General features: G+C 59.5%; 19 protein-coding genes. 14 read left to right on the top strand and 5 right to left on the bottom strand.

Annotated elements, in window-relative coordinates; genetic code table 11:
• The first annotated feature begins 110 nt into the window (after positions 1 to 110).
• The 8 genes from J8G15_RS21110 (at position 111) to J8G15_RS21075 (ending at position 9,749) form a co-directional block, all read left to right on the top strand.
• Positions 111 to 1,610 (top strand): amino acid permease, encoded by a 1,500-nt coding sequence (locus tag J8G15_RS21110; protein ID WP_210544962.1) that lies wholly within the window; start codon positions 111 to 113, stop codon positions 1,608 to 1,610.
• A gap of 19 nt (positions 1,611 to 1,629) precedes the next feature.
• A complete protein-coding gene (locus J8G15_RS21105) occupies positions 1,630 to 3,018 on the top strand; it encodes a glutamine synthetase family protein (RefSeq protein WP_210544961.1) in 1,389 nt (462 codons plus the stop codon).
• A 6-nt stretch (positions 3,019 to 3,024) separates the two neighbouring features.
• Positions 3,025 to 4,158, top strand: a complete 1,134-nt coding sequence (locus J8G15_RS21100; RefSeq protein ID WP_210544959.1) for an iron-containing alcohol dehydrogenase — start codon at positions 3,025 to 3,027, stop codon at positions 4,156 to 4,158.
• 17 nt (positions 4,159 to 4,175) lie between these two features.
• Positions 4,176 to 5,549, top strand: coding sequence for an aldehyde dehydrogenase family protein (locus J8G15_RS21095; RefSeq protein ID WP_210544957.1), 1,374 nt, complete (start codon positions 4,176 to 4,178; stop codon positions 5,547 to 5,549).
• A 218-nt stretch (positions 5,550 to 5,767) separates the two neighbouring features.
• Positions 5,768 to 6,835, top strand: coding sequence for an extracellular solute-binding protein (locus J8G15_RS21090; protein WP_210544955.1), 1,068 nt, complete (start codon positions 5,768 to 5,770; stop codon positions 6,833 to 6,835).
• Between the two features lie 11 nt (positions 6,836 to 6,846).
• Positions 6,847 to 7,992 carry an ABC transporter ATP-binding protein gene (locus tag J8G15_RS21085; protein ID WP_210544953.1) on the top strand — a complete coding sequence of 382 codons (1,146 nt, stop codon included), beginning with the start codon at positions 6,847 to 6,849 and terminating at the stop codon, positions 7,990 to 7,992.
• 3 nt (positions 7,993 to 7,995) lie between these two features.
• On the top strand, positions 7,996 to 8,883 hold the full coding sequence (locus J8G15_RS21080; protein WP_210544951.1) for an ABC transporter permease: 888 nt from the start codon (positions 7,996 to 7,998) through the stop codon (positions 8,881 to 8,883).
• Positions 8,880 to 9,749, top strand: a complete 870-nt coding sequence (locus tag J8G15_RS21075; protein WP_210544949.1) for an ABC transporter permease — start codon at positions 8,880 to 8,882, stop codon at positions 9,747 to 9,749. The genes J8G15_RS21080 and J8G15_RS21075 overlap by 4 nt, the downstream gene beginning before the upstream one ends.
• Before the next feature lie 5 nt (positions 9,750 to 9,754).
• On the opposite strand, the gene J8G15_RS21070 is transcribed toward J8G15_RS21075, so the two are convergent.
• The 4 genes from J8G15_RS21070 to J8G15_RS21055 all read right to left on the bottom strand — a co-directional run bounded on the left by J8G15_RS21070 (position 9,755) and on the right by J8G15_RS21055 (position 14,343).
• Positions 9,755 to 10,957, bottom strand: coding sequence for an ABC transporter substrate-binding protein (locus J8G15_RS21070; protein WP_210544947.1), 1,203 nt, complete (start codon positions 10,955 to 10,957; stop codon positions 9,755 to 9,757).
• Positions 10,958 to 11,086: 129 nt separating this feature from the next.
• Positions 11,087 to 12,322 carry a cystathionine gamma-synthase family protein gene (locus J8G15_RS21065; protein WP_210544946.1) on the bottom strand — a complete coding sequence of 412 codons (1,236 nt, stop codon included), beginning with the start codon at positions 12,320 to 12,322 and terminating at the stop codon, positions 11,087 to 11,089.
• A gap of 31 nt (positions 12,323 to 12,353) precedes the next feature.
• Positions 12,354 to 13,094 (bottom strand): lipoprotein-releasing ABC transporter ATP-binding protein LolD, encoded by a 741-nt coding sequence (lolD, locus tag J8G15_RS21060; protein ID WP_210544943.1) that lies wholly within the window; start codon positions 13,092 to 13,094, stop codon positions 12,354 to 12,356.
• Positions 13,087 to 14,343, bottom strand: coding sequence for a lipoprotein-releasing ABC transporter permease subunit (locus tag J8G15_RS21055; RefSeq protein ID WP_210544941.1), 1,257 nt, complete (start codon positions 14,341 to 14,343; stop codon positions 13,087 to 13,089). Before J8G15_RS21055 ends, lolD begins: the two co-directional genes overlap by 8 nt.
• Positions 14,344 to 14,509: 166 nt before the next feature.
• Here J8G15_RS21055 and J8G15_RS21050 point away from each other — a divergent pair, with 166 nt between their 5' ends.
• A complete protein-coding gene (locus J8G15_RS21050) occupies positions 14,510 to 16,198 on the top strand; it encodes an isovaleryl-CoA dehydrogenase (RefSeq protein ID WP_210544939.1) in 1,689 nt (562 codons plus the stop codon).
• Positions 16,199 to 16,454: 256 nt separating this feature from the next.
• Here the strand turns inward: J8G15_RS21050 and J8G15_RS21045 are convergent, their stop codons facing one another.
• Positions 16,455 to 17,267 carry a sulfite exporter TauE/SafE family protein gene (locus J8G15_RS21045; RefSeq protein ID WP_210544937.1) on the bottom strand — a complete coding sequence of 271 codons (813 nt, stop codon included), beginning with the start codon at positions 17,265 to 17,267 and terminating at the stop codon, positions 16,455 to 16,457.
• A gap of 201 nt (positions 17,268 to 17,468) precedes the next feature.
• Here J8G15_RS21045 and J8G15_RS21040 point away from each other — a divergent pair, with 201 nt between their 5' ends.
• The 5 genes from J8G15_RS21040 to J8G15_RS21020 are packed head-to-tail and all read left to right on the top strand — an operon-like array spanning position 17,469 to position 22,603.
• Positions 17,469 to 18,392, top strand: a complete 924-nt coding sequence (locus J8G15_RS21040) for a phosphoglycerate mutase (protein ID WP_210544935.1) — start codon at positions 17,469 to 17,471, stop codon at positions 18,390 to 18,392.
• Positions 18,389 to 20,113 (top strand): single-stranded-DNA-specific exonuclease RecJ, encoded by a 1,725-nt coding sequence (recJ, locus tag J8G15_RS21035; protein WP_210544933.1) that lies wholly within the window; start codon positions 18,389 to 18,391, stop codon positions 20,111 to 20,113. Before J8G15_RS21040 ends, recJ begins: the two co-directional genes overlap by 4 nt.
• A gap of 55 nt (positions 20,114 to 20,168) precedes the next feature.
• Complete coding sequence (locus J8G15_RS21030) at positions 20,169 to 21,041, top strand: 3',5'-nucleoside bisphosphate phosphatase (protein WP_210544931.1); 873 nt, start codon at positions 20,169 to 20,171, stop codon at positions 21,039 to 21,041.
• On the top strand, positions 21,038 to 21,964 hold the full coding sequence (locus J8G15_RS21025; protein ID WP_240538396.1) for a DMT family transporter: 927 nt from the start codon (positions 21,038 to 21,040) through the stop codon (positions 21,962 to 21,964). The genes J8G15_RS21030 and J8G15_RS21025 overlap by 4 nt, the downstream gene beginning before the upstream one ends.
• A gap of 15 nt (positions 21,965 to 21,979) precedes the next feature.
• Complete coding sequence (locus J8G15_RS21020; protein WP_210544929.1) at positions 21,980 to 22,603, top strand: L-threonylcarbamoyladenylate synthase; 624 nt, start codon at positions 21,980 to 21,982, stop codon at positions 22,601 to 22,603.
• Positions 22,604 to 22,622 lie beyond the last annotated feature (19 nt).

Here is a 22,622-nt window from a genome sequence, read left to right as displayed (position 1 = left end):
ATTGATGCTACTCAAAGTAAACCTGCCGATTTTGGATAGTCAGCCGGTTAGCCACTTCCTAGGATGCACTCGGTCTTTCCCTGATCTCCAACAACATCCAGGAGCCCCACATGAGCGATTCGTCCGGTGTGCAATACACCAAAGTTGACCAGAGTTACTTTGACAAACGAGGGCTGCGTCGGTACGCCGGGGTTTGGTCCCTGTGGGCGTTGGGCGTAGGGGCGGTGATTTCCGGCCACTTCTCCGGCTGGAACCTGGGACTGGCCAATGGCTGGGGCAGCATGTTTTTGGCGACCATCATCATCGCCATCATGTACCTGGGGCTGACCTTTTCGTTGGCTGAAATGTCTCCGGCGTTGCCCCACACCGGCGGCGCCTATTCCTTCGCCCGCACGGCCATGGGTCAGTGGGGTGGCTTTGTCACCGGGCTGGCTGAAAACGTGGAGTATGTGCTGACGCCGGCGGTCATCGTTTATTTCATCAGCAGCTATATGGCGGGTATTTTTGGCACATCGCCAGAGACGCTGCCGCTGTGGTGGATCGGGTTTTACATTTTGTTTGTGAGTCTCAATATCGTGGGCGTGGAGTTGTCGTTCAAGGTGACCTTGATCGTGACGCTGCTGGCGCTGTCTTGCCTGGTGGTGTTCTGGTTCAGCGCCCTGCCCTCTATTGATTTCGCCAAGTGGGCGATGAACGTGGGCGAAGGCGGGATCGCCTTGCCCGAAGGCCACGGCCCGTTCCTGCCGATGGGACTGGCGGGTGTACTGGCATGCCTGCCGTTTGCGGTGTGGTTGTTTTTGGCGATTGAGCAGTTGCCACTGGCGGCGGAAGAGTCGGTGGACCCCAAGCGGGACATGCCACGCGGCATTCTGGCCGGCATATTTACCCTGATTTTGTCGGCCTTCATGATTTTGTGGCTCAACCCCTCGGTGGCCGGCGTGGGTTCGCACAAACTGGGCACCTCAGGCGAGCCCTTGCTGGACGGTTTCAAAGCCATTTATGGTGACGGTATTGCAAAAACTCTGGCAACAGTGGCAGTACTCGGGCTGGTCGCCAGCTTTCACACCATCATCTTCGCCAAGGGGCGCCAAATCTACTCGCTCAGCCGGGCAGGCTACTTTCCGTCGGCCTTGTCAGTGACCCACGGTAGCCGTAAGACGCCTCACATTGCCATGATCACCGGCGCCGTTCTGGCCCTGGTGGTGATGTTCATTCTGTGGTTCAGCCTGGGGGCGGACAAGGGCGCAGCCGTCATTGGCGGTACGCTGCTGAACATGGCCGTGTTTGGCGCTATGTTTTCTTACATCATGCAAGCGCTGTCGTTCATTTTGCTGCGCAAGAACTTTCCCGCGCTGGCACGGCCTTACCGCAGCCCGTTTGGGGTGGTGGGCGCGGTGTTGACGATTTTGATTGCGTCTGTCACCCTTTACTTTCAGTTGACGGACCCGGTTTATCAGCAAGGCGTGATGTGGGTGGCCATCTGGTTCAGCGTGGGCATCGCCTACTTTGCACTGGTGGGCCGCAAGCGCCTGATTCTTTCTCCGGAAGAAGAGTTCGCCCTTGACCACGCCAAGGCCCAACGCGTTGCCAGCGGCGCGCCCGTCCTCTAACCGTCACTGGAAAGGCTCTATGGCGACCTCAAAGAAAAAAACAGCGGGCGAACACCCCGCACTGACCCAGTTCAAACAATCCGACGCCAAAAAAGTCAAGGTGGCGGTCAGCGACATTGATGGCATTCTGCGCGGCAAGTACCTGCACCGCGACAAGTTTCTGGGCGCCGCCGAGCCGGCACCCGGCGGTGGCTTTGGCTTTTGTGATGTCGTTTTGGGCTGGGACATGATGGATGTCACCTATGACAACACCACGGCCACCGGCTGGCAGCACGGCTTTCCGGACGCACTGGCCCGGCTTGATCTGAACACCGCACGCCATGTGCCTTGGGACGACGATGTGCCCTTCTTTTTGAGCGAATTCGTCAACGCCGATGGTTCGGCCCACGCCCAGTGCCCCCGCCAGACCCTGAAACGGGTACTCAAGCGTGCCGAAAAAATGGGTTTCAAGGTCATGACCGGCATGGAGTTTGAGTGGTTCAACTTTCTGGAAACCCCTCAAAGCTGGGCGGCCAAGAAGGGAGTGGGACCCGAGGTGCTCACACCGGGCATGTTTGGCTATTCGCTGCTGCGCATGAACCAGAACCGGGATTTTCTGAATGCCATCATGGACGACATGCTGGCATTTGGCGTGCCGATTGAGGGGCTGCATACCGAGACCGGCCCGGGCGTCTATGAAGCGGCATTGGGCTTTAGCGAAGCACTGGAGCAGGCCGACCGTGCCATTCTTTTCAAAACGGGCACCAAAGAGATTGGGGCGGGCTTTGGCATCATGCCCAGCTTCATGGCCAAGCCGCATCAGCAGCTGCCAGGCTGCAGCGGGCACATTCACCAAAGTCTGTCTGACGGCAAGAACAATCTGTTTTTTGACGCCAAGAACCCGCGCAAGATGAGCCCGCTGTTTGAAAGCTACCTTGCGGGGCAGGTGGCCTGCCTGATGGAGTTTGCACCGATGATGTGGCCCACCATCAACAGCTACAAGCGGCTGGTGGACGGCTATTGGGCCCCGGTCAAACCCACTTGGGGCGTGGACAACCGCACCGCCAGTTTTCGGGTCATTGCCGGAAGCCCCAAGGCCACCCGGCTGGAGACACGCTGCCCCGGCGCTGACGTGAATCCCTACCTGGCCATGGCGGCGGTGATTGCCGCCGGTTTGGACGGTGTGGAGAAGGGGTTGAAGCTGACAGCCCCCCCGATTACTGGGACCAATGTGGGCGGCGAGCACATTGCACGGGCGCCGCGCACCTTGATTGAGACCACCCGAATTTTCGAGAAATCCACCATTGCCAGAGACTGGCTGGGTGACGGTTTTGTCGACCATTTCGCGGCGACCCGCGACTGGGAATGGCGGCAGTGGCTGGACGCTGTGACAGACTATGAAATGAAACGTTACTTTGAAATCATCTGAACGACCATGACTATTACCAACTTCTCCTTCCCTACCCCCATCAAATTTGGCGCAGGCGCTCGCAAATTAGTAGCAAAACATTTGATCGAAGCCGGCTGCAAGCGCCCCTTGATCGTGACCGACCGGGCGCTGGGTGCCTTGCCGGTGTTGACCGAGTTTGTTTCACATCTTGACGGACTGGACGTGGCGGTATTTACCGGCGTCTTTGGCAACCCCACCTGCAGCCAGGTCATGGATGGCGCCGCTGCCTACAAGGCGCATCAGGCCGATTGCGTGATTGGTTTTGGGGGTGGCGCAGCGCTGGATGTGGCCAAAGTGGTGGGCGTAGCCGCTACGCACGAAGGCGATATTCTGGAATACGTATGGGACCACCCACAAATGCGGCCCATTACCCACGAGCTGCCCTACTTCATCGCCTTGCCTACCACCTCGGGCACCGGCTCCGAGGTGGGGCGCTCTAGCGTGGTCAGCGAGAACGACACCCATTTGAAGCGGGTGGTGTTCAGCGCCAAAATTCTCGCCAAAACCGTCTTTGCCGACCCGGAACTGACAGTAGGCCTGCCGTCCCACGTGACGGCCGCCACCGGCATGGATGCGCTGACCCACAACATTGAGAGCTACCTGTCACCCGCCTACCACCCCTTGTGCGACGGCATCGCTTTGGAGGGCACACGTATTGCCGCTGCGGCGCTGTTAACTGCCGTTCAAAACCCGGGCGACTTGAAGGCTCGCTCCGACATGATGATGGCCTCCATGATGGGCGCCATTGCGTTCCAGAAAGACCTGGGCGCGGTGCACTCCTGCGCCCACGCCTTGGGCGCTGTCTGCGACTTGCACCACGGCTTGGCCAACGCCTTGATGATTGACACGGTACTGGCGTGGAACATGGAGTCCGCACCCGAGAAGTTCGATGAACTCGCCCACGTCTGCAAGGTGCCCGGCGGTGGTGCGGCCTTTGTGCCTTGGTTGAAGCAACTCAAACAAAGCATTGGCATCACCGGCGGTTTGGCGGCCCATGGCGTGAAACCTGAGCATTTTCCCCGCTTGATTGAAATTGCCACCGCCGACATTTGTCATCAGACAAATCCACGCCCCTGTACTGCGGCCGATTTCGACGCCCTCTTCAAAGCGGCCCTGTGAGCCAGAAAGACCCTGCCATGAATCAACTTGCCATTCACAACCCTGCCACGGGCGCATTGATCGCCGAACTTCCTGCGGACGACGCAACTTCAGTCGCCGCAAAAGCAACGCTCGCCCGGGCAGCCCAAAAGCCGTGGGCCGCCACGCCCATGGCCAAACGCCAAGCTTGTATCGAACGCTTCAAAGCCGGTGTGCTGGCCGAGCTGGATGAACTGGCCGCCACAATGACACGTGAGACCGGCAAGCCGATCCAGATGTCGCGAAACGAGCTTAACGGCCTCATTGCCCGAATCGATTTCTTTATCGAAGAGGCGGATGACGAACAGGCCACGGAAACCGTCTTCATTGACGGCAGCATGACTGAGCAAATTGAACACACGCCATTGGGCGTGATTGCCAACATCTCGGCCTGGAATTACCCTTGGTTTGTGGGTGGAAACGTATTCATTCCCGCCCTGCTCACGGGCAACGCGGTGCTTTACAAGCCGTCAGAGTACGCGGCGCAAACCGGCTTGGCGATTGCCCGCCTGCTGCACGCGGCGGGTGTGCCAGAGCACGCCTTCATCACCTTGATTGGCGGTGGCGATGTGGGCGCTGCCCTGCTCGCACAGAAAATTGACGGCTTGTTCTTCACCGGCTCACACGCCACCGGCGCCCGCATCATGGAAGCACTGGGGCCGCGCATGGTCAAGGTGCAACTGGAGTTGGGGGGCAAAGACCCCACGTATGTCTGCGAAGATGCCAACCCCAAAACAGCCGCCGAATCGCTGGCAGACGGCGCCATGTACAACACGGGCCAGAGCTGCTGCTCGGTGGAGCGCATTTATGTGCACGAGTCCATTCACGACGACTTTGTTTCGGCGTTTGTGGCCACGGTAAAGACCTTCAAAGCGGGCGACCCCATGAGCGCAGACACTTACATTGGCGCCATCACCCGCGCGCCGCAGCTTGACGTGCTGGAAGCACAAGTGGCCGATGCCAAAGCCAAAGGCGCCCGCCTGCTCACCGGCGGCAAGCGGCTACCTGGGCCCGGCAACTGGTTTGAGCCCACCGTGTTTGCCGACGTCAGTCATGACATGGCCCTCATGCGTGAAGAGAGTTTTGGTCCCATCATCGGGATTCAAAAGGTCACGGGCGACGCCCAAGCGGTGGAGCTGATGAACGATACCCGTTACGGCTTGACGGCAGGCATCTTCACCCGCGACGAGGCGCGTGCGAAAAACCTGTTGGACCAGGTGAACGCGGGCACCGTGTACTGGAACTGCTGTGACCGCGTCAGCCCACGTCTGCCCTGGAGCGGCCATGGTGACTCCGGCGTAGGGCTGACCTTGTCCACCTATGGCATTCAAGCCTTTACCCGACCCAAGGCCTGGCATTTGCGTCAACCGTGAACCAGGGCCTAGGGTAAATCCTGCCTATTTCTACCAGTCATGTGCCGATTTGGGATAGGCAAGAAGAACAGGTGTTCCTAGGATTGTTTCCGGTTGACCGTAGACACATTCCAGCCACAGCAGTGACACTTAACTGTCACATGGCTGCAGTAATCTTTAGCGTCCACCAGCCTTGCTGGTCGTCATTCATCTCTGTCACACTTTTCAAGGAAACAAGCATGAAAACTCAACTCACCCTTATCGCCGCAGGCGTGGTCGCGCTCGCCATGGCGGGCTCCGCCATGGCGCAGGAAAAAACACTCCGATTGCTAACCTGGGGCGGCTACGCCCCGGCAGACATCGTGGCCGAGTTCGAAAAGGAAAGCGGCTACACCGTCGAGGTGACACTGTCTGATAACGAGAAGATGATTTCCAAGTTGCGCGCCACTGGTGGTGCAGGTTTTGACCTAGCGCAGCCGTCCCAAGACCGCATCACTGGCCCTCAACAGGAGTTCGGCATTTACAAGCCGATGGACTTGAGCAAACTCAAAGCCGAGTTATTCATCCCATCCATGCTGGAAGCCACCAAGAAAAACACGACTTTGGCAGGCAAAGTCTATGGCCTGCCACACATCTGGGGCACTGATGGCTTGGTGGTGAACACCAAACTCACCAAAATGGCTGACTACCCTGACTTGTGCCGTGCCGACGTCAAGGGAAAGACCGCCATGCGGTTGAAACGGCCAACCCTGCTGGCCTTCGCCTTTGCCGCCGGCAAAGACCCGTTTGCGTTGTACGGTGACCCTAAAGCCTATGGCGCCTTGATGGATGAAGTCGGCAAGGCCATGATTGCTTGCAAAGGCAACATCAAGTTTTACTGGGACAACAAGGATCAGTTGCTCAACGGCATGCGGGCCGGTGAAATTGTGGGTGCCATGATGTGGGACACGGGTGGCTGGAAGCTCAACTCTGAAAAGCCTGAGTTTCAGTACATTGCGCCAAAGTCCGGCGCTCTGGGCTGGATTGACACCTTTGCGCTGCCTGCCAAAGGCAAAAACGACGCTGGCGCCTACGCCTGGATCAACTTCAACATGCGCCCCGAGATCGCTGCCCGCGTGGCCTCGGCGGCCGGCAACTTCACCGCCTCCAAGGGTGCTGACCAGTTGATGGATGCCAAGCTCAAAGCCCAGTTTGCGGAAAGCTTCCCCGAAGCCGCCTTGAAAAACGTGAAGTGGTACCCCGCTGTGCCAGCTGGCATTGAGGAAATTGAAGGTCGCGTGCTGGACCGCATCAAGGCCGCCAACTAAGGCGACCCGGCTTGAGTTCCGACATTGCTGCCCCCCCCCCATTGAGTGGGGGGACTCAGCCTGACCTGGAAGCCGTGCGCGTGGGCAAGCGCTACGGCGGATTTCTGGCGGTAGATGAACTATCTTTTAGCGTAGCGCGCGGCAGTTTTTTCTCCATTCTTGGCCCTTCTGGATGTGGCAAAACGACCTTGTTGCGCATGATTGCGGGCTTTTTAAGCCCGGACTCTGGCGAGATTCGCATTGGCGGCAAGCCCATGAAAGGCGTGCCACCCAACCGGCGCCCGGTGAACATGGTGTTTCAGCACCTGGCGCTCTTTCCCATGATGTCAGTCGGCGAGAACGTGGGCTATGGCTTGGCTCGCCGGGGCGTCGCACCAGACGAGATCAAGCGGCGTGTGGGTGAGATGCTGGAACGGGTCAGCCTGCCCGGCGCGCAGAACAAGCGCGTGGAGCAACTTTCAGGCGGTCAAAAACAACGGGTGGCCATCGCTCGCAGTCTGGTACTGGAGCCCACGCTTTTGCTATTGGATGAACCGCTGGGTGCCCTGGACTTGAAGCTGCGCGAGCACATGAAGATTGAGCTCAAACAGTTGCAGGCAGCCTTCGGCACCACCTTTGTTTACATCACCCACGACCAATCAGAGGCGCTGGTGCTGTCTGACCATGTGGCAGTCATGAACCATGGCCGGTTCGAGCAAGTGGGAACGCCTCAGGCGCTTTACTACCAACCCGATACCCCGTTCGTCGCCGGCTTTGTGGGTGCCAACAACCAGGTGAAAGGCCGCGCTACGGCCGTGAACGGGGACCTGGTCACCGTCACTGGCGACGACGGCATGGTGCTCACCACGCGGGCATCAGGCAAGGTTCAAACAGGTGATCAAGTTGAAGCCTTTGTGCGCCCGGAGGTTGCCAGCCTGGCACGCGACACCCAGGTGTTTGCCGACGCCGGCCTGCCGCATTACCGGGCGCAGGTGGACAGCTTGCTGTTTGACGGCGCCAACTCGGCGGTACTCTTGCATGAAGAGAAATCTCGCACTGAATTTCGCATTGCTTTGCCCCAGACCGGCCACCTGTCTGACTTGCGGGTGGGTGAGACCGTGAGCTTTGGATTTGATCCTCAGCGGGCCGTTTGTTTTGCGTCCAAGGCTTCGGCATAAACCATGAGCACTGAGGTGACGAACCAGAACCAACTTCAGGCGCGCTTGATCCTGATGTTGCTGTTGGCCCCAGCAGTGGTTTGGCTGGCAGGCCTGGTTCTGCTGCCCCATGTCGAGTTGGCGATTCTGTCGCTGCGGGCCCGCGTGGCCCCTCGCGTCTACGAACCCAGCTTTGCGCAGTACCTGACCTTTATTGAAGAACCTTTGTACTGGCACACCTTTGTGCGCACCGCCGTCATGTCGATATTGGCGACCGCCATTACTCTGCTGATGGCCTTCCCCATTGCCTGGACCATTGCCAAACTGGTGCGGGGCCGCAGCAAAGCGCTATTGTTTGTGCTGTGCCTGATTCCATTCTGGGTGAGTGAGACCGTGCGGACCCTGGGTTGGATGATTTTGCTGCGCGAGTCCGGTGTTTTGCCTGACTTGCTGGTCACCTTGGGCGTGACCCCGGCACCGGTGGAAATGCTGTACCACGATGCCACCATTCTGGTCGGGCTGGTCTACACCTCCATGTTGTTCATGGTGATCCCGCTGATCAGCGCGCTGGAGAGTCTGGATGACTCACTGATCGAGGCGGCGTATGACCTGGGCGGCAATGGCTGGTCAATTTTGCGGCAGATTGTGATTCCGCATGCAGCGCCCGGCATCGTGGCGGGCTGCATTGTGGTCTTCATGCTGACGCTGGGAAATTACCTGACGCCCACGCTCTTGGGCGGCAAAAATTCGCAGTGGTTCACCGAGCAAATCTACACCCAGTTCATCACCCGCTTTAACTGGGAGCAAGGCGCCGCGTTTGGTTTCTTGCTGCTGGGACTCAGCACCGCCATTGTCTGGTTGGGATTGAGGCTGAGCGGCCAAAAGTTTGGCGAAGTGATGCAGCGATCATGATCCTCTCCCTGCCCCGCCCCCCTTGGCTACGCGCCAGCACGGTGATTTACGGCGTCATCTTTTTTGCCTTCCTGTTCCTGCCGCTCGTGGTGGTGGCGGTCTTTGCGTTCAACGATGCGCCCTATCCTGCGCCGCCTTGGCGCGGCTTCACCTTGGCGTGGTTTCTGGGCACAACACCCGGTCAAGAGGGTCTGTTTGCCGACACGGCACTATTGGGCAGTTTGTGGACCAGCGTGGTGGTGGCCTGCTGGGTCACCGTGCTCTCCGTTCTGGTCGGAACGGCAAATGCCTTTTTGATTGAACGAACGCAGTTTCGGGGTAAGCAGGCACTGTCCCTCCTAATGCTCGCGCCCTTAGTGATTCCCGGTGTGATTCTGGGCATTTCGATTCTGGCCTTTGCCAGCCGCATTGCGAACTTGGCCGACGACCTGTGGGGATGGGAGCTGGAATTTTTGAGACCTGGGCTGCCGCTGGTGGTGCTGGGGCAGTTTGCCTACATCGTGTCCATTGCCACGTTGACCATCACCGCACGGCTGAAGCGCTTTGATATCACGCTGGAAGAGGCTGCCTACAACCTGGGCGCATCCCGCGCGGCGGTGTTGACCACCGTGACCCTGCCCTATCTCCAGCCCGCGCTCATTGGCGCCGCCGCCATTTCGTTCCTGATGTCTTTCGAGAACTTCAACACCACCTTAATGCTGGTCGGCTCGGACTCGCCGCTTACGGTGATGATGTATGGCCGCATGCGAGAAGGCGCCACACCGGTTCTGAACGCCGTCAGTCTGTTTTTGATGGTGGCGTCTGCCCTGCTGGCGCTCACCCTGTTGCGCGGCGCCAAGCCATCGGACGCACCGCCCTCAAGCTGACCGGCCTATTTCTTGCGCTGGACAAACAGGTTGCGCGTACGGTCTTCCGGGTAGGCAAAAGTCACTGCGCCGTTTTTGACCATGCCCATGACCAGCATATTGGGGGTCACTGCGTCTTTGTCGTCTTTGCTGAAGGGATTCTCGTGGGTCGCGGTGACGCCGTAATACACCTTGGACATGTTCTCCAGCGCATTTTTGACGTTGGGCCCGGACAAATCGCCGCTGCGAATGCCCAGAATGGCGTAGGTCAGCAAATAGACCGAATCGTAGGCTTGCGCTGCGGCCATGGGCACCCCCATGTTTTTGGTTTTGTACTTGCGGGCGTAGGCGCTGATGAAAGAGCTACGGCGCTCGTTGCTGGGCTCGGCAATAAAGGTTTGCGAGGTCAAGGCGCCCTCTGCCGCGCCCTTGGCACCGTCAATGAAAGACGGGAAGGAAAGCGGCCAAGGTCCCACCTGGGGAACTGACCACTTCAAGTCCGCCCGACCCCGGGCAATGGTGGCCAACTCAGGGCCCACGGTGTAGCTGAACACCACATTGGCGTTGGCCGCCTGAGCCTCTTTCAACTCAGCCTGTAAATCCTTCACACCAAGGTCAAATCGACTGATGTAAACCGGCTTGAGATTTTTGGCCGCCAATGCTTTCACGACATCTTGCAGGCCGGCCTCGCCATACCCTGTCTTGTCGGCAAAAACAGCCACTCGGGTCCAGCCTCGGGCGACGATATCGTCCACCACAAAAGGCGCCTGTATGGCGTCGCGGGCTGAGGTTCTGAAAATGTAGCTTTCAGGCGCCGGGTATTTGGTGGTGATGGGTGTGCCGGTGGCACAGGGCACGATCAAAGGCGTTTTGGCGGTTTGATAAACCTCCAGCGACTTCAAAGCAACACCGGTATTGCAAAACCCCACGGTGGCTATGACCTGCTCCTTGACAAGCTCCTGGGACATTTTCAAACCCATATCGGGATTGGCCGTGTCGTCTCGGATGACCAACTCAATCGGACGCCCCAGGTAACCGCCAGCCGCATTGATTTCGTCCACCGCCAGCTTGGCGCCATTCGCCATGGGGATGCCGAAATCAGCCGAGGGACCAGTCAAGGGGCCAATCAAACCCACTTTGACAGTTTGGGTGGGTTGGGCGATGGCCAAGCCAAGAGTACCGAGCAAACCGGTCAGGCAAGCCAAGCGTTTGAACTGGCGAAATTTCATGATCACATCCTGCTGCTATGGAAGTGGGGCAGCTTAGGTCACCCGAGGGCGATCAAGGCCCCCTGCAAACCCTCGAAAGCCATCCCTTTCAGGCCAGGGCGTGAGCTAAACGACAGAAAGCCTGGCATCTCAGCCGTGCAAGGCCTGTTCGAAATCAGCCACCAAATCGGCGCTGTCCTCCAGCCCCACAGATACGCGGATCAGACCGTCTGCAATGCCCATCTCAGCCCGCACCTGTGCGCCGGCTTCCCAAAAAATGGTGTGCGCCACGGGAATGATCAGCGTGCGCGTGTCGCCCAGCCCAGTGGCCTTGATGGGCAATTGCAGTCGGTTGATGAAAGCAAAGCAGTCAGATGCGTCGCGCAGCTCAAAGGACAACAACCACGATCCCGCACTGAAGTGTTTTTTGGCAATGGCATGTTGCGGATGAGATGACAGCATGGGGTAGTACACCCGTCCAATCGCGGGGTGTTTTTCCAAGTACTGCGCCAAAGCCAGAGCCGTCGTGCTGCTCCGCTCCACGCGCAACGCCAATGTTTCAGCACCAAGGCTGATTTGATGGGCGTGCTCCGATGACAAGGACGCGCCCATGTCTCGCAAGCCCTTTTTCTTGATTTGCAACAAGCCCCATTGCGCCGCATCGCCTTTGCGATAGCTGTCCAGAATATTGGGGTAGGTTTGCCAGTCAAAGCAACCCGTGTCAGTGACCGAGCCGCCCAAGGCGCTGCCGTGGCCCGCCACGGTTTTGGTCAATGAATTGATAACCAAGCCCGCACCCACACTTTTGGGGCGGAACAGCGCGGGGGAGCTCACCGTGTTGTCCACGACATAGAGAAGTCCACGCGCTTTGCAAAGCTCACCAATGGCGGAAAGGTCAGGAATCTGGGTGCCGGGGTTGGCGATGGTCTCAACAAACACCAACCGGGTATTGGGCTGAATGGCCGCCGCCACTTGGGCGCTGTCCGACGCGTCCACCATGGACACAGTGATACCCAAGCGTACCAATGTGCTCAGCACACTGTTGGTGTTGCCAAACACAAAGCGGCTGGTGATGATGTGGTCACCCGACTGAAGCAGGGTCAAAAACGTGGCGGTGATGGCCGCCATGCCGGTGGCAAAGCAGACACTGCCAACGCCCTGTTCCAAGCCAGTGATCAGCGTTTCCAGCGCTGCGGTGGTGGGCGTGCCCTGACGGGCGTAGTTGAACCCGCCTTTGATGCTGCCCTGAAACACCCCCACCAGGTCTTCAACGCGGTCAAACCCGTATTGCACCGAGGTGTGGATCGGCTTGTGTATGGCCCCGTGCTCTGCGCCTGCTTGGCGGTTTGAGTGAACAATGGCGGTGGTAAATCCAACTTCTTTCATGCGCGCTCCATCGCTTTACTGATATTTCAAATCACAAAGTGCCGGCCAGTTGGCCCTGCACCAACCGCAGTTGACGCCCACAACGCGCCGCCAGGGCCTCGTCGTGCGTCACCACAATAAACGCCGTGCCCTGCGTGCGAGCCAGCCCCATCATCAATTCAAAAACACCGTTGGCGGTACTGCGGTCCAGGTTGCCCGTGGGCTCGTCGGCCAAGACACAGGCCGGGCGCGTCACCAGTGCCCGGGCAATGGCCACCCGCTGACGCTCTCCACCCGACAGCTCGGCAGGGCGATGGTGCAACCGGTCTTGAAGCCCAACACTTTCCAACATTTTGCTGGCCTGCTGGGCGGCTTCTTCGGGAGCCATGCGCCGAATCCACAGCGGCATCGCCACGTTGTCCAGCGCGCTGAATTCCGGTAGCAGATGGTGAAACTGGTACACAAACCCCAGGTACTGATTGCGCAAGCGCCCCTGTTCGGTGGCGCTTTGGTGGGCCAGGTCGGCACCATTCAGAAGCACACTGCCGGTTGTCGGCGCCTCCAGCCCGCCCATCAGGTGCAACAAGGTGCTTTTGCCAGAGCCCGAGGCGCCCACGATGGCCAGAGTTTCGCCCGCATGCACATCGAGGTCGACACCCTGCAGGACCGTGACATCCAGCCGTCCTTCAGTGAAGCGTTTGGTCAAACCTCGCGCGCTCAAGACGACGCCTGGCTTGGGCAGCGCAGACCGCACCGCAGAAGATGCGTCCGGGGTGGGGACACGATTATTCATAACGCAAGGCCTCCGCCGGGTTCACCCGGCTGGCGCGCCAGCTCGGGTACAAGGTGGCCAGAAAAGCCAATACCAAAGAAATGATGGCCACCGGCAATATGTCGGACTGCTGGGGGTCGCTGGGCATGCTGCTGATGAGGTAAACATCTTTGGGCAGAAACGTCGCCCCCAGGAAGTGCTCCAGCGCGGGCACCAGCACATCAATGTTGAAGGCCACACCCAAGCCCAGCACCAAGCCAGCCAGTGTGCCAATCACACCCACCATGGCGCCTTGCACCACAAAGATACCCATGATGCTCTGGGGGCTAGCGCCCAAGGTGCGCAAAATGGCAATGTCGGCCCGTTTGTCCGTCACCGTCATCACCAGGGTGGAGACCAAATTGAACGCGGCCACGGCCACGATCAGCGTCAGGATGATGAACATCATGCGTTTTTCCAGCTGAACTGCGGCAAACCAGGTGCGGTTCTGGCGCGTCCAGTCGCGAATCAGCAGGTCACCAGTCAAGGTCTTGGCCAACTCCGCTGCCACCGCGCGGGCCTGATGCAGGTCTTGCAGCTTGAGTCGCACGCCGCTGGGCCCTTCCAGGCGGAAGATGCGGGCAGCATCGTCCACATGCATCAGCACCAGTGCAGAGTCGTATTCATAGTGGCCAGAGTCAAACGTGCCCACCACCGTCATTTGCTTGAGGCGGGGCACCACACCCGCCGGCGTAACCTGGCCGCTGGGCGCCACCAGCGTGACCTTGTCGCCTTCACGCACGCCGAGCGAGCGGGCCAGCTCGCCGCCCAGCACCACACCGAATTCGCCCGGAATCAAGCGGGTTAGCGCGGTGTTTTTCAACTCACCCGCCAGGTCGGTCACCTCAGGCTCCAAGGCCGGGTCAATGCCCCGAACAATGGTGCCTTTCATGTCCTCACCCCTCGCCAGCAGTGCCTGAGCCGCTATAAAAGGTGCAGCACCAATAACCTGGGGGTTTGACCGCGTTTCAGCCAGGGTACGCGCCAGATCGGGCAAGGCCGCACCATAAGGGGCGTAGATCTCGATGTGCGACACCACGCTGAGCATGCGGTCCCGCACCTCTTTCTGAAACCCGTTCATCACGCTCAACACGATGATGAGCGCGGCCACGCCCAAGGCAATGCCCAGCATGGACACCCCGGAGATAAAGGAAATAAAACCATTGCGCCGGGTAGCGCGACCGGCCCGCGTGTAACGCCAGCCAAGGATAAGCTCGTAGGGAATTTGCATCAAATTACCGTTATTTTGAACAGGCGCCATTGTGGCACCGAGGGGTAACCCTGAGATTTTCTGCCCCACTTACCCTGAGTTCCAGATGCACTGTCACTCTGCCCCTGTGTGACTTGACCACGCCAGCACGCAAGGGACAATCCCGAATCAATCTGGAGACACCACCATGACCCCTGAAAATTCACCCATTCAAACGGGGGCCTCCCAGGCCGACACCCATGAACTCAGCAACCTTGCAACCGAGCTGTGTGACTACAACCTCTACACACAAGATGTCGCCTTGTCCGAAGCGGTTGTTCGCGAAGGCGCCAGCTGGGCACAAGTCGAGCTGAACAATTTTGGACAAATGATCGGGACTGCCGAGTACATGGAGCAGGGCCAGCTGGCCAACAAATACACGCCAGAGCTAGACACACATGACCGTTTTGGCACACGCGTTGATCTGGTCAAATTTCACCCGGCCTATCACCGACTGATGACCACCAGCATTGAGCAGGGGCTGCACGCGTCCCCGTGGACCGAACCACGGACCGGCGCCCATGTGGCCCGCGCCGCCAAAACCTATATGCACACGCAGGTCGAGGCCGGGCACGGTTGCCCCATCACCATGACCTTTGCCGCCGTACCCAGCCTGCGCCTGCAAGCCGATCTGGCCGCCACCTGGGTGCCCAAAGTCACCGCACGCGTTTATGACCCACGCAACATCCCGGCTGAACAGAAACTAGGCGTCACCATCGGCATGGCCATGACGGAGAAACAGGGTGGATCGGATGTCAGGGCCAACACCACCCGTGCCATCCCCATGGGCGGCGGCGGCCCCGGCCAGATGTACGAACTGGTAGGACACAAGTACTTTGTGTCCGCCCCCATGTGCGACGCCTTTTTGGTGCTGGCGCAAGCACCCGGTGGCTTGTCCTGCTTTTTGCTACCCCGATGGCGCCCGGACGGCAGCAAAAACCCGATGCAGGTACTGCGGCTCAAGAAGAAGATGGGCAATGCGTCCAACGCGTCCAGCGAAACAAAACTTCGCGGTGCGATGGCCTGGATGGTGGGTGACGAAGGCCGTGGCGTGCGCACCATCATCGAAATGGTCAGCATGACCCGTTTCGACTGCATGATTGGCTCCAGTGCCGGCATGCGCATGGCCGCGTCACAGGCGCTGCACCACTGCTCGGTGCGATCAGCCTTTGGAAAGGTGCTCAACCAACAACCCCTGATGCAAAACGTGTTGGCCGACCTGGCGCTGGAGAGCGAAGCCGCCATGACACTCACCCTGCGCATCGCCCGCGCCATGGACCACCGCACCGACCAGCACGAAGACCTTTTGGTGCGACTGGTCACTGCGGTGGGCAAGTACTGGATATGCAAGCGAACCCCCAACCATGCTTATGAAGCCATGGAATGCATTGGTGGCAGCGGCTTCATGGAAGACAGCATGATGCCGCGCCTGTACCGGGAAGCGCCCGTCAATGCCATTTGGGAAGGCAGTGGCAATGTGGAGTGTCTGGATGTGCTACGCGCCCTGTCTAAAACACCTGAGGTGGCCGAGGCGTTTTTCGCCGAAGTCAACCAGGCTCGAGGGGGGAACGCTACGTTGGATCAATACGTGAACGCCCTCGTTAAAGATTTCAAAGAGGTCCAGGCGCTTGAATACCGCGCCCGCGACATCGTGGACCGCATGGCCCTGGCCTTGCAGGGCGCCCTGCTGGTGCGACACAGCCCGGCGTTCATCAGTGATACGTTTTGCAACTCCCGCCTGACCCAAATGGGGCACCACAACTACGGCACCCTGCCCCGCGGCATCAATGTGGCCGCCATCATCGACCGGACGACCCCAATTTCAGGCCGTCGCTGAATGTGTGGTGGGCGCTTGAACGGTGTCTGGTCCACCTCGCCGACAGCCGCTGCTTTGCCGACAGGTGGGGTGGAGAGGGGATTTTCTAGTGAACTGGCTCGACGTGTGCGCTACAGCAACGCCTTGTACAAATTGAACGCGGAAACCAGACTGATCAAGACCCCCACCAACAGCAAAAGACTGCGAGCGGAGAGGCGTGAGGTCACCTGGGCCGCCAAAGGCGCCGCCCCCAGTCCTCCCAGCACCAAGCCTGCAATCAGGTACTCAGGTACCAGTCCGTGATCCCCACAAACAAGGTAAATACTCCGGCGCCAGCCACTGAAAAAAAGAACTCGGCGGAGTTGACGGTGCCAATGGTGGTGCGGGGGTCTTGACCCGTGCCAATCAGATTCGTGGTGACCACGGGCACCCAGCCGCCGCCGCCCACAGCGTCCAGAAAACCACCGGTGATGGCCAATGCCGCCACCGGGGGGTTCTTCGCGGGAACGATGACCTTCTTGCGCCGGTAAAGGACGAAAGCGCGGTACAAAATCCACCCGCCCATGCCCAGCAAATAGGCGGAGATATAGGGTTTGATCATGGCGCCATCGATGTGGAACAACAGCAATGCGCCCGCAGTGACGCCAACCAAGCCCGGTGCGAGTAAGCGCCAAAACAGCTTCTTGCTGACATTGCCCAAGGAGTAATGAGACCAGCCGGACGCACCGGTGGTGAACACCTCGGCAATGTGAACGCTGGCGCTGGCAGCCGCAGGAGAAGCGCCGTTGGCAATCAAAAATGTGGTCGCCGTCACGCCGTAAGCCATGCCCAGCGCGCCGTCAACCAATTGGGCCGCCATGCCCACCAACATGGCGCTCAACAAACCAGACACCCAGGCCGGCGTCTCGCCCGAATAGCCCGTCAAGGCGGGAAGGTGATGACTCGTGCTCAGCCAGAGCACGGCCAGCGTGACCCAGCTAACCTGGAAATACAACCAATAGCGGAAAAGGCGGGAACTAAATACCGCATTTCGCGGCGCTTCGCTGGTGGTGAATCCAACAGGTTCAGGACGATTGGGGTGGGGATGCATGATGGCCGCTTTGATAGAAGTTGAACGAATTGGCGCATGGTAGAGGTCACTCGTTATTTCCAAAAAAAATATTAAATAATATGTTTATCTGTTTTTTTGAATAACGAAGTACTTGACGTGCAGGCCCTGATTCACCGACCTTGTTTCGAGGGGAAGTGACTCTCGGAGCCCTGCCCCATCGGTTTCCCGGACAATCGCCCCATGCACCTTTTGATTCCGTTTGCCTATTGCCTCGCCGAAGGCTGCGCGTCCGCCCTGCCGAAACTGAAACTCCCTCAGCTGGAGAAACTGCTGGCCCGGCTGACGGCCGATGCACCAGACCAAGGCGACGAGTTCAGCCTCTCAACCCCACATGAACGGGCGCTGGCCCGAGCCTTGGGTTTGCCAACGACAGACGGCCTCATCCCCTGGGCCGCTCACCATGCGCAGGCTGAAAGCGGCGCGGCCTTCATCACGCCATGCCACTGGCAAGCAGGCTCGCACCAGATCGCCATGGGCGAGTGGCCTCTGGCAGACTTTTCTGAAGATGAATCACGCGCCCTGATGGCGGCCATGCAACCCTATTTTGAAGAAGACGGCATCACGCTGCAGTTTGATGACGCCACCCGATGGCTGGCCCACAGCCCCGTGTTTGACGACATTGCCACTGCCTCACTGGACCGGGTGGCCGGGCGCAACCTGGAAAACTGGATGCCCCGCGACGCCAACGCTGCGCCTCTGCGCCGCTTGCAAAACGAGATGCAGATGCTGCTCTACACCCATCCCGTGAACGAGGCCCGGTCTTCCCGGCGCGCACCCGTGGTCAATTCGTTTTGGCTGAGCGGCACCGGGCGCTTGAACACAACTACACCTGCGGCGAGTGCGTCACCGCCCATCGTCATCGACACCCTGCGCCAAGCGGCGTTGAAAGAAGATTGGAGCAGCTGGACGCAAGCCTGGCAGCAGGTCGACGCCAACGAATGCACAAAACTGCGGGCCGCGCTGGATCAAGGGGAGGCCGTTCAAGTCACACTCTGCGGCGAACGCCACGCCCAAACCTTCCAGAGCCGCCCCCGCACACTGATAAGCCAATTTAAGAGAATTTTTGGCCCCCAGCCCGCGTCTAACCTGCTGAACCAGCTATGAAAATAATAGTAAGAGACATACCTCCCCGCTCGGCCTGGGCCTTGGAGCAGGCCGGCATTCACCCTCTGCTGGCGCAGCTTTACGCCGCGCGCGGTGTGCAAAGCCCTCAGGAACTCGATGACGGCCTGGCCCGGCTCATTCCGCCCACCGACATGTTGGGCACCGCCGCCGCTGCCGTGTTGCTGGCTGACGCCATTGCCGCCAACAAGAAACTCTGCATCGTGGCCGACTACGACTGTGACGGCGCCACCGCCTGCGCCGTCGGCGTGCGCGGCCTGCGCCTGCTGGGCGCCCAGCACGTGGACTACATCGTGCCGGACCGCGTGGTGGACGGCTATGGCCTCACGCCACCGATTTCGCAGCGCGTCAGAGACAGTGGCGCCGATGTGTTGATCACCGTGGACAACGGCATTGCCAGTTTCGACGGCGTGGCCACGGCGCGGGCGCTCGGCTTGCAAGTGCTGGTCACCGACCACCACCTGCCCGCCAGCCGCAACGGCCAAATCGAACTGCCCGAGGCCGATGTCATCGTCAACCCCAACCAGCCTGGCTGCACGTTTGTCAGCAAGTCCATCGCCGGTGTGGGCGTGATGTTTTACGTGCTGCTGGCGTTGCGCGCCGAGTTGCGCCAACGCGGCGTGTTTGACGCGCAAAACCAACCCAAGCTCGACACCCTTTTGCCGCTGGTGGCGCTGGGCACGGTGGCAGACGTCGTCAAGCTCGACGCCAATAACCGCCGCCTTGTCGCTCAAGGGCTAAAACGCATCCGGGCACTCGCCCTGCCTGCGGGACTAGCTTCTCTTTTTGTAGCAGCCGGGCGCCAAGCCGCGACGGCCACCACCTTTGATTTCGGTTTTGCCCTGGGGCCACGCATCAACGCCGCCGGGCGACTGTCCGACATGACGCTCGGCATTGAATGTTTGTTGACCGATGACCCCGCGCACGGTGATGAACTCGCCAAAACGCTGGATGGCATTAACCGCCAGCGCCGCGAAATTGAGGGCGATATGCGCGAGCAGGCCTTTGCCATTGCCGAGTCGCTGTTTGACGAATCCGAAGAGCCGCCACCCGCCATTTGTGTGTTTGACCCCGACTTTCACGAAGGCGTGGTCGGCATCGTGGCCTCACGCATCAAAGACAAGCTGCACCGCCCCACCTTTGTGTTCGCTGCCAGCGCTGCGCCCGGCAAAGAACATGAGATGAAAGGGTCTGGGCGCTCCATCCCCGGTTTTCATTTGCGCGACGCGCTCGATCTGGTGGCCAAACGCTACCCGGGCGTGCTGCTGCGCTTTGGCGGTCACGCCATGGCGGCGGGCTGCACCATTGCCGAAGAACACTTTGACCAATTCGAGCAAGGCCTCAACGAAGTTGCCCAAGAGTGGTTGGACGCCGCCACGCTGACCCGCCGCCTGGAGACCGATGGCCCCTTGAAGCCCGAGTTTCGCCGCGTGGAACTGGTTGACGCCCTGCACAAAGAGGTCTGGGGGCAGGGGTTTGCCGCACCGACCTTCAGTGAAGAAGTCGAAGTGGTCTCACAGCGCCTGGTGGGTGAAAAACACCTGGCCCTCAAACTCAAGCACCAAGGGCAACCAGTCGACGGCATCTGGTTTGGCCGAACCGAGTCACTGCCCGCCCGCGTCAAGCTCGCGTTTCGCCTCGACGCGGACGCCTGGAACGGCGTGCGCCGGGTGCGCTTTCTGGTCGAAGGCGCGGAAACTTGAGCGCCCGCCCATCAAGCAAAATCCAAGGGTTATCCCGAAAGCCTAAAATCAAATCGTGACTACCCTACTCAACGCCGACCTTCATTGCCATTCCGTTGTTTCTGACGGCACCCTCAACCCCGAAGCCCTCGCGCAGCGCGCCAAGGCCAACGGGGTTGAACTGTGGGCTCTCACTGACCACGACGAGATCGGTGGCTTGACCCGCGCTGCGGCAGCTGCCAAGGCGGAAGGGTTGAACTTTCTGACAGGCGTTGAGATTTCCGTTACCTTCATTGGCCACACGGTGCACATCGTCGGCTTGGGCTTTGATGCCACAAACGAAGCCCTGATCGCCGGCCTGCAACAAACCCGCGGCGGACGGGGACAGCGTGCCAAGGACATGGCCGACGGATTGGCGAAAGCTGGCATCATGGGCGCCTATGAAGGCGCGTTGCAATTTGCCGGCAACCACGATTTGATCTCGCGCACTCACTTTGCCCGCTTTTTGGTGGAAACCAAGGTCTGCAAAGACACCTACGAGGTGTTTCGCAAGTACCTGACCGAAGGCAAGCCCGGCTTTGTGGAGCACCGCTGGGCCACTTTGAAAGATGCGGTGACCTGGATCACCCAGGCTGGCGGCGTCGCGATCATTGCCCACCCTGCGCGCTACAAGTTTTCAACCAACGAGGAATATGCGCTGTTCACCGAGTTCAAAACACACGGCGGCCAGGGCGTCGAAGTGATCACCGGCAGTCACACCCCTGCCGAATTTTTGAGCTATGCCGACACCGCCCGCGAGTTTGATCTGGCAGCGTCCCGTGGCAGTGACTTCCACAGCCCGGATGAGAGTCACACCGAACTGGGGACTCTGCCCCTATTGCCGAGCACCCTCAAGCCAGTGTGGGAATTGATCAAGGATCGCATCCAATACGCCGGCGATCCCACTTGACCGAGTCAGCTCAACGCGACCGGCGCGCGCAGACCGGCGGTGCCTTGCTCATTGTCCTGGCCACACTGATCTTCTCAATCCTAGACACCAGCACCAAATACGCATCAACGCTGGCGCCGGTGTTGATGCTGCTCTGGTTTCGGTACGCCTTTCAGGCGGTTGCCACCTTTGCCTTGCGCTTTCCCGTGCAAAAAATGGGCTTGTTCCGTACCAAAAACCCCCGCTTTCAAGCTCTGCGGGGAGCGTTGTTGCTGGTCACCAGCTTTTGTTCATTTTTTGGCCTGCAGTATTTGCCCGTAGGTGAATTTACCGCCATGGTCATGCTGTCACCTTTGGCAGCCACCGGCATGGCCGCCTGGCTGCTGAAAGACCGGGTGTCGCCCCAGCGCTGGGTGTTGATGGGCGTCGGTTTGGTCGGGGTCTTGCTGGTGGTTCGCCCAGGCGGGCAAGTCTTCACTTGGGCACTCTTGTTTCCCATTGCGCTGGTCACCACCTTTGCCTGGTTTCAAGTCCTTACCAGCCGCTTGAGCGGGCATGAAAACCCCTACACCACCCATTTCTACACAGGTCTGGTGGGCACTATGGTGACGACCCCCATCGTGGTGTTCAACTGGGAATCATCTGCCCTTATTGCCCATTGGCCGCTCTTTGTTTTGATCGGTCTGTGCGGCACCGTTGGCCACCTGTTCCTGATTCGAGCCTACATGCGCGCTTCGGCCCCAGTTCTGACACCGTTCCTCTATTCACAAATTGCATTTGCCACACTGGGTGGATGGCTGGTGTTTGACCACACCCCAGACGGCTTTGCATGGATGGGCATTGCGGTGATCACGCTCAGCGGCATTGGCAACGCCTTGCTGTCGGCGCGGGAACTCGCCAAACGCCAAAAAGCGGCCGCAGCCTGCACCACTCCATCGGTTTGACAGAAAATACCCCCCATGGCCCAACTATTTGAAGTACATCCCGACAACCCGCAAGCTCGCTTGCTGAAACAAGCGGTCGCCCTGCTCGAAAAAGGCGAAGTGCTGGCGGTCCCCACCGACTCCAGCTATGCATTAGTCTGCCACGTGGACGACAAGGCCGCCGCCGACAAACTGCGCCGAATCCGGGGCGTAGACGACAAGCACCATCTCACCCTTTTGTGCCGTGACCTGTCCGAGTTGGCCAACTACGCCCGCGTGGACAACCAGCAGTTTCGACTCATCAAATCGGCCACACCGGGGCCCTACACTTTTATTCTGGAAGCCAGCAAAGAAGTCCCCCGTCGCCTGAGCCATCCGGCCCGAAAAACCATAGGTCTGCGTGTGCCCGACCACAAGGTGCTGCAGGAGCTGCTGGAGCTTCACCACGCACCACTGCTGGCCACCACATTGATCCCGCAGGGTGAAACCGAAGCCCTGAACGATGCGCAAGAGATTCTGGAGCGTTATAAAAACCTGATTGCCGGCGTCATTGACGCAGGCGCCTGCGCCTTGGAGCCCACCACAGTGGTGGACCTGAGCTCGGGCGAACCCGAAATCGTCCGAGAGGGACGCGGCTCTTTCGCGGCTCTGGGCCTGTAACCCCGACCGCCTGAGACCA

The organism is Rhodoferax sp. PAMC 29310, from assembly GCF_017948265.1.
GTDB lineage: Bacteria > Pseudomonadota > Gammaproteobacteria > Burkholderiales > Burkholderiaceae_C > Rhodoferax.
This window is presented reverse-complemented; position numbering and strand designations above follow the sequence as displayed.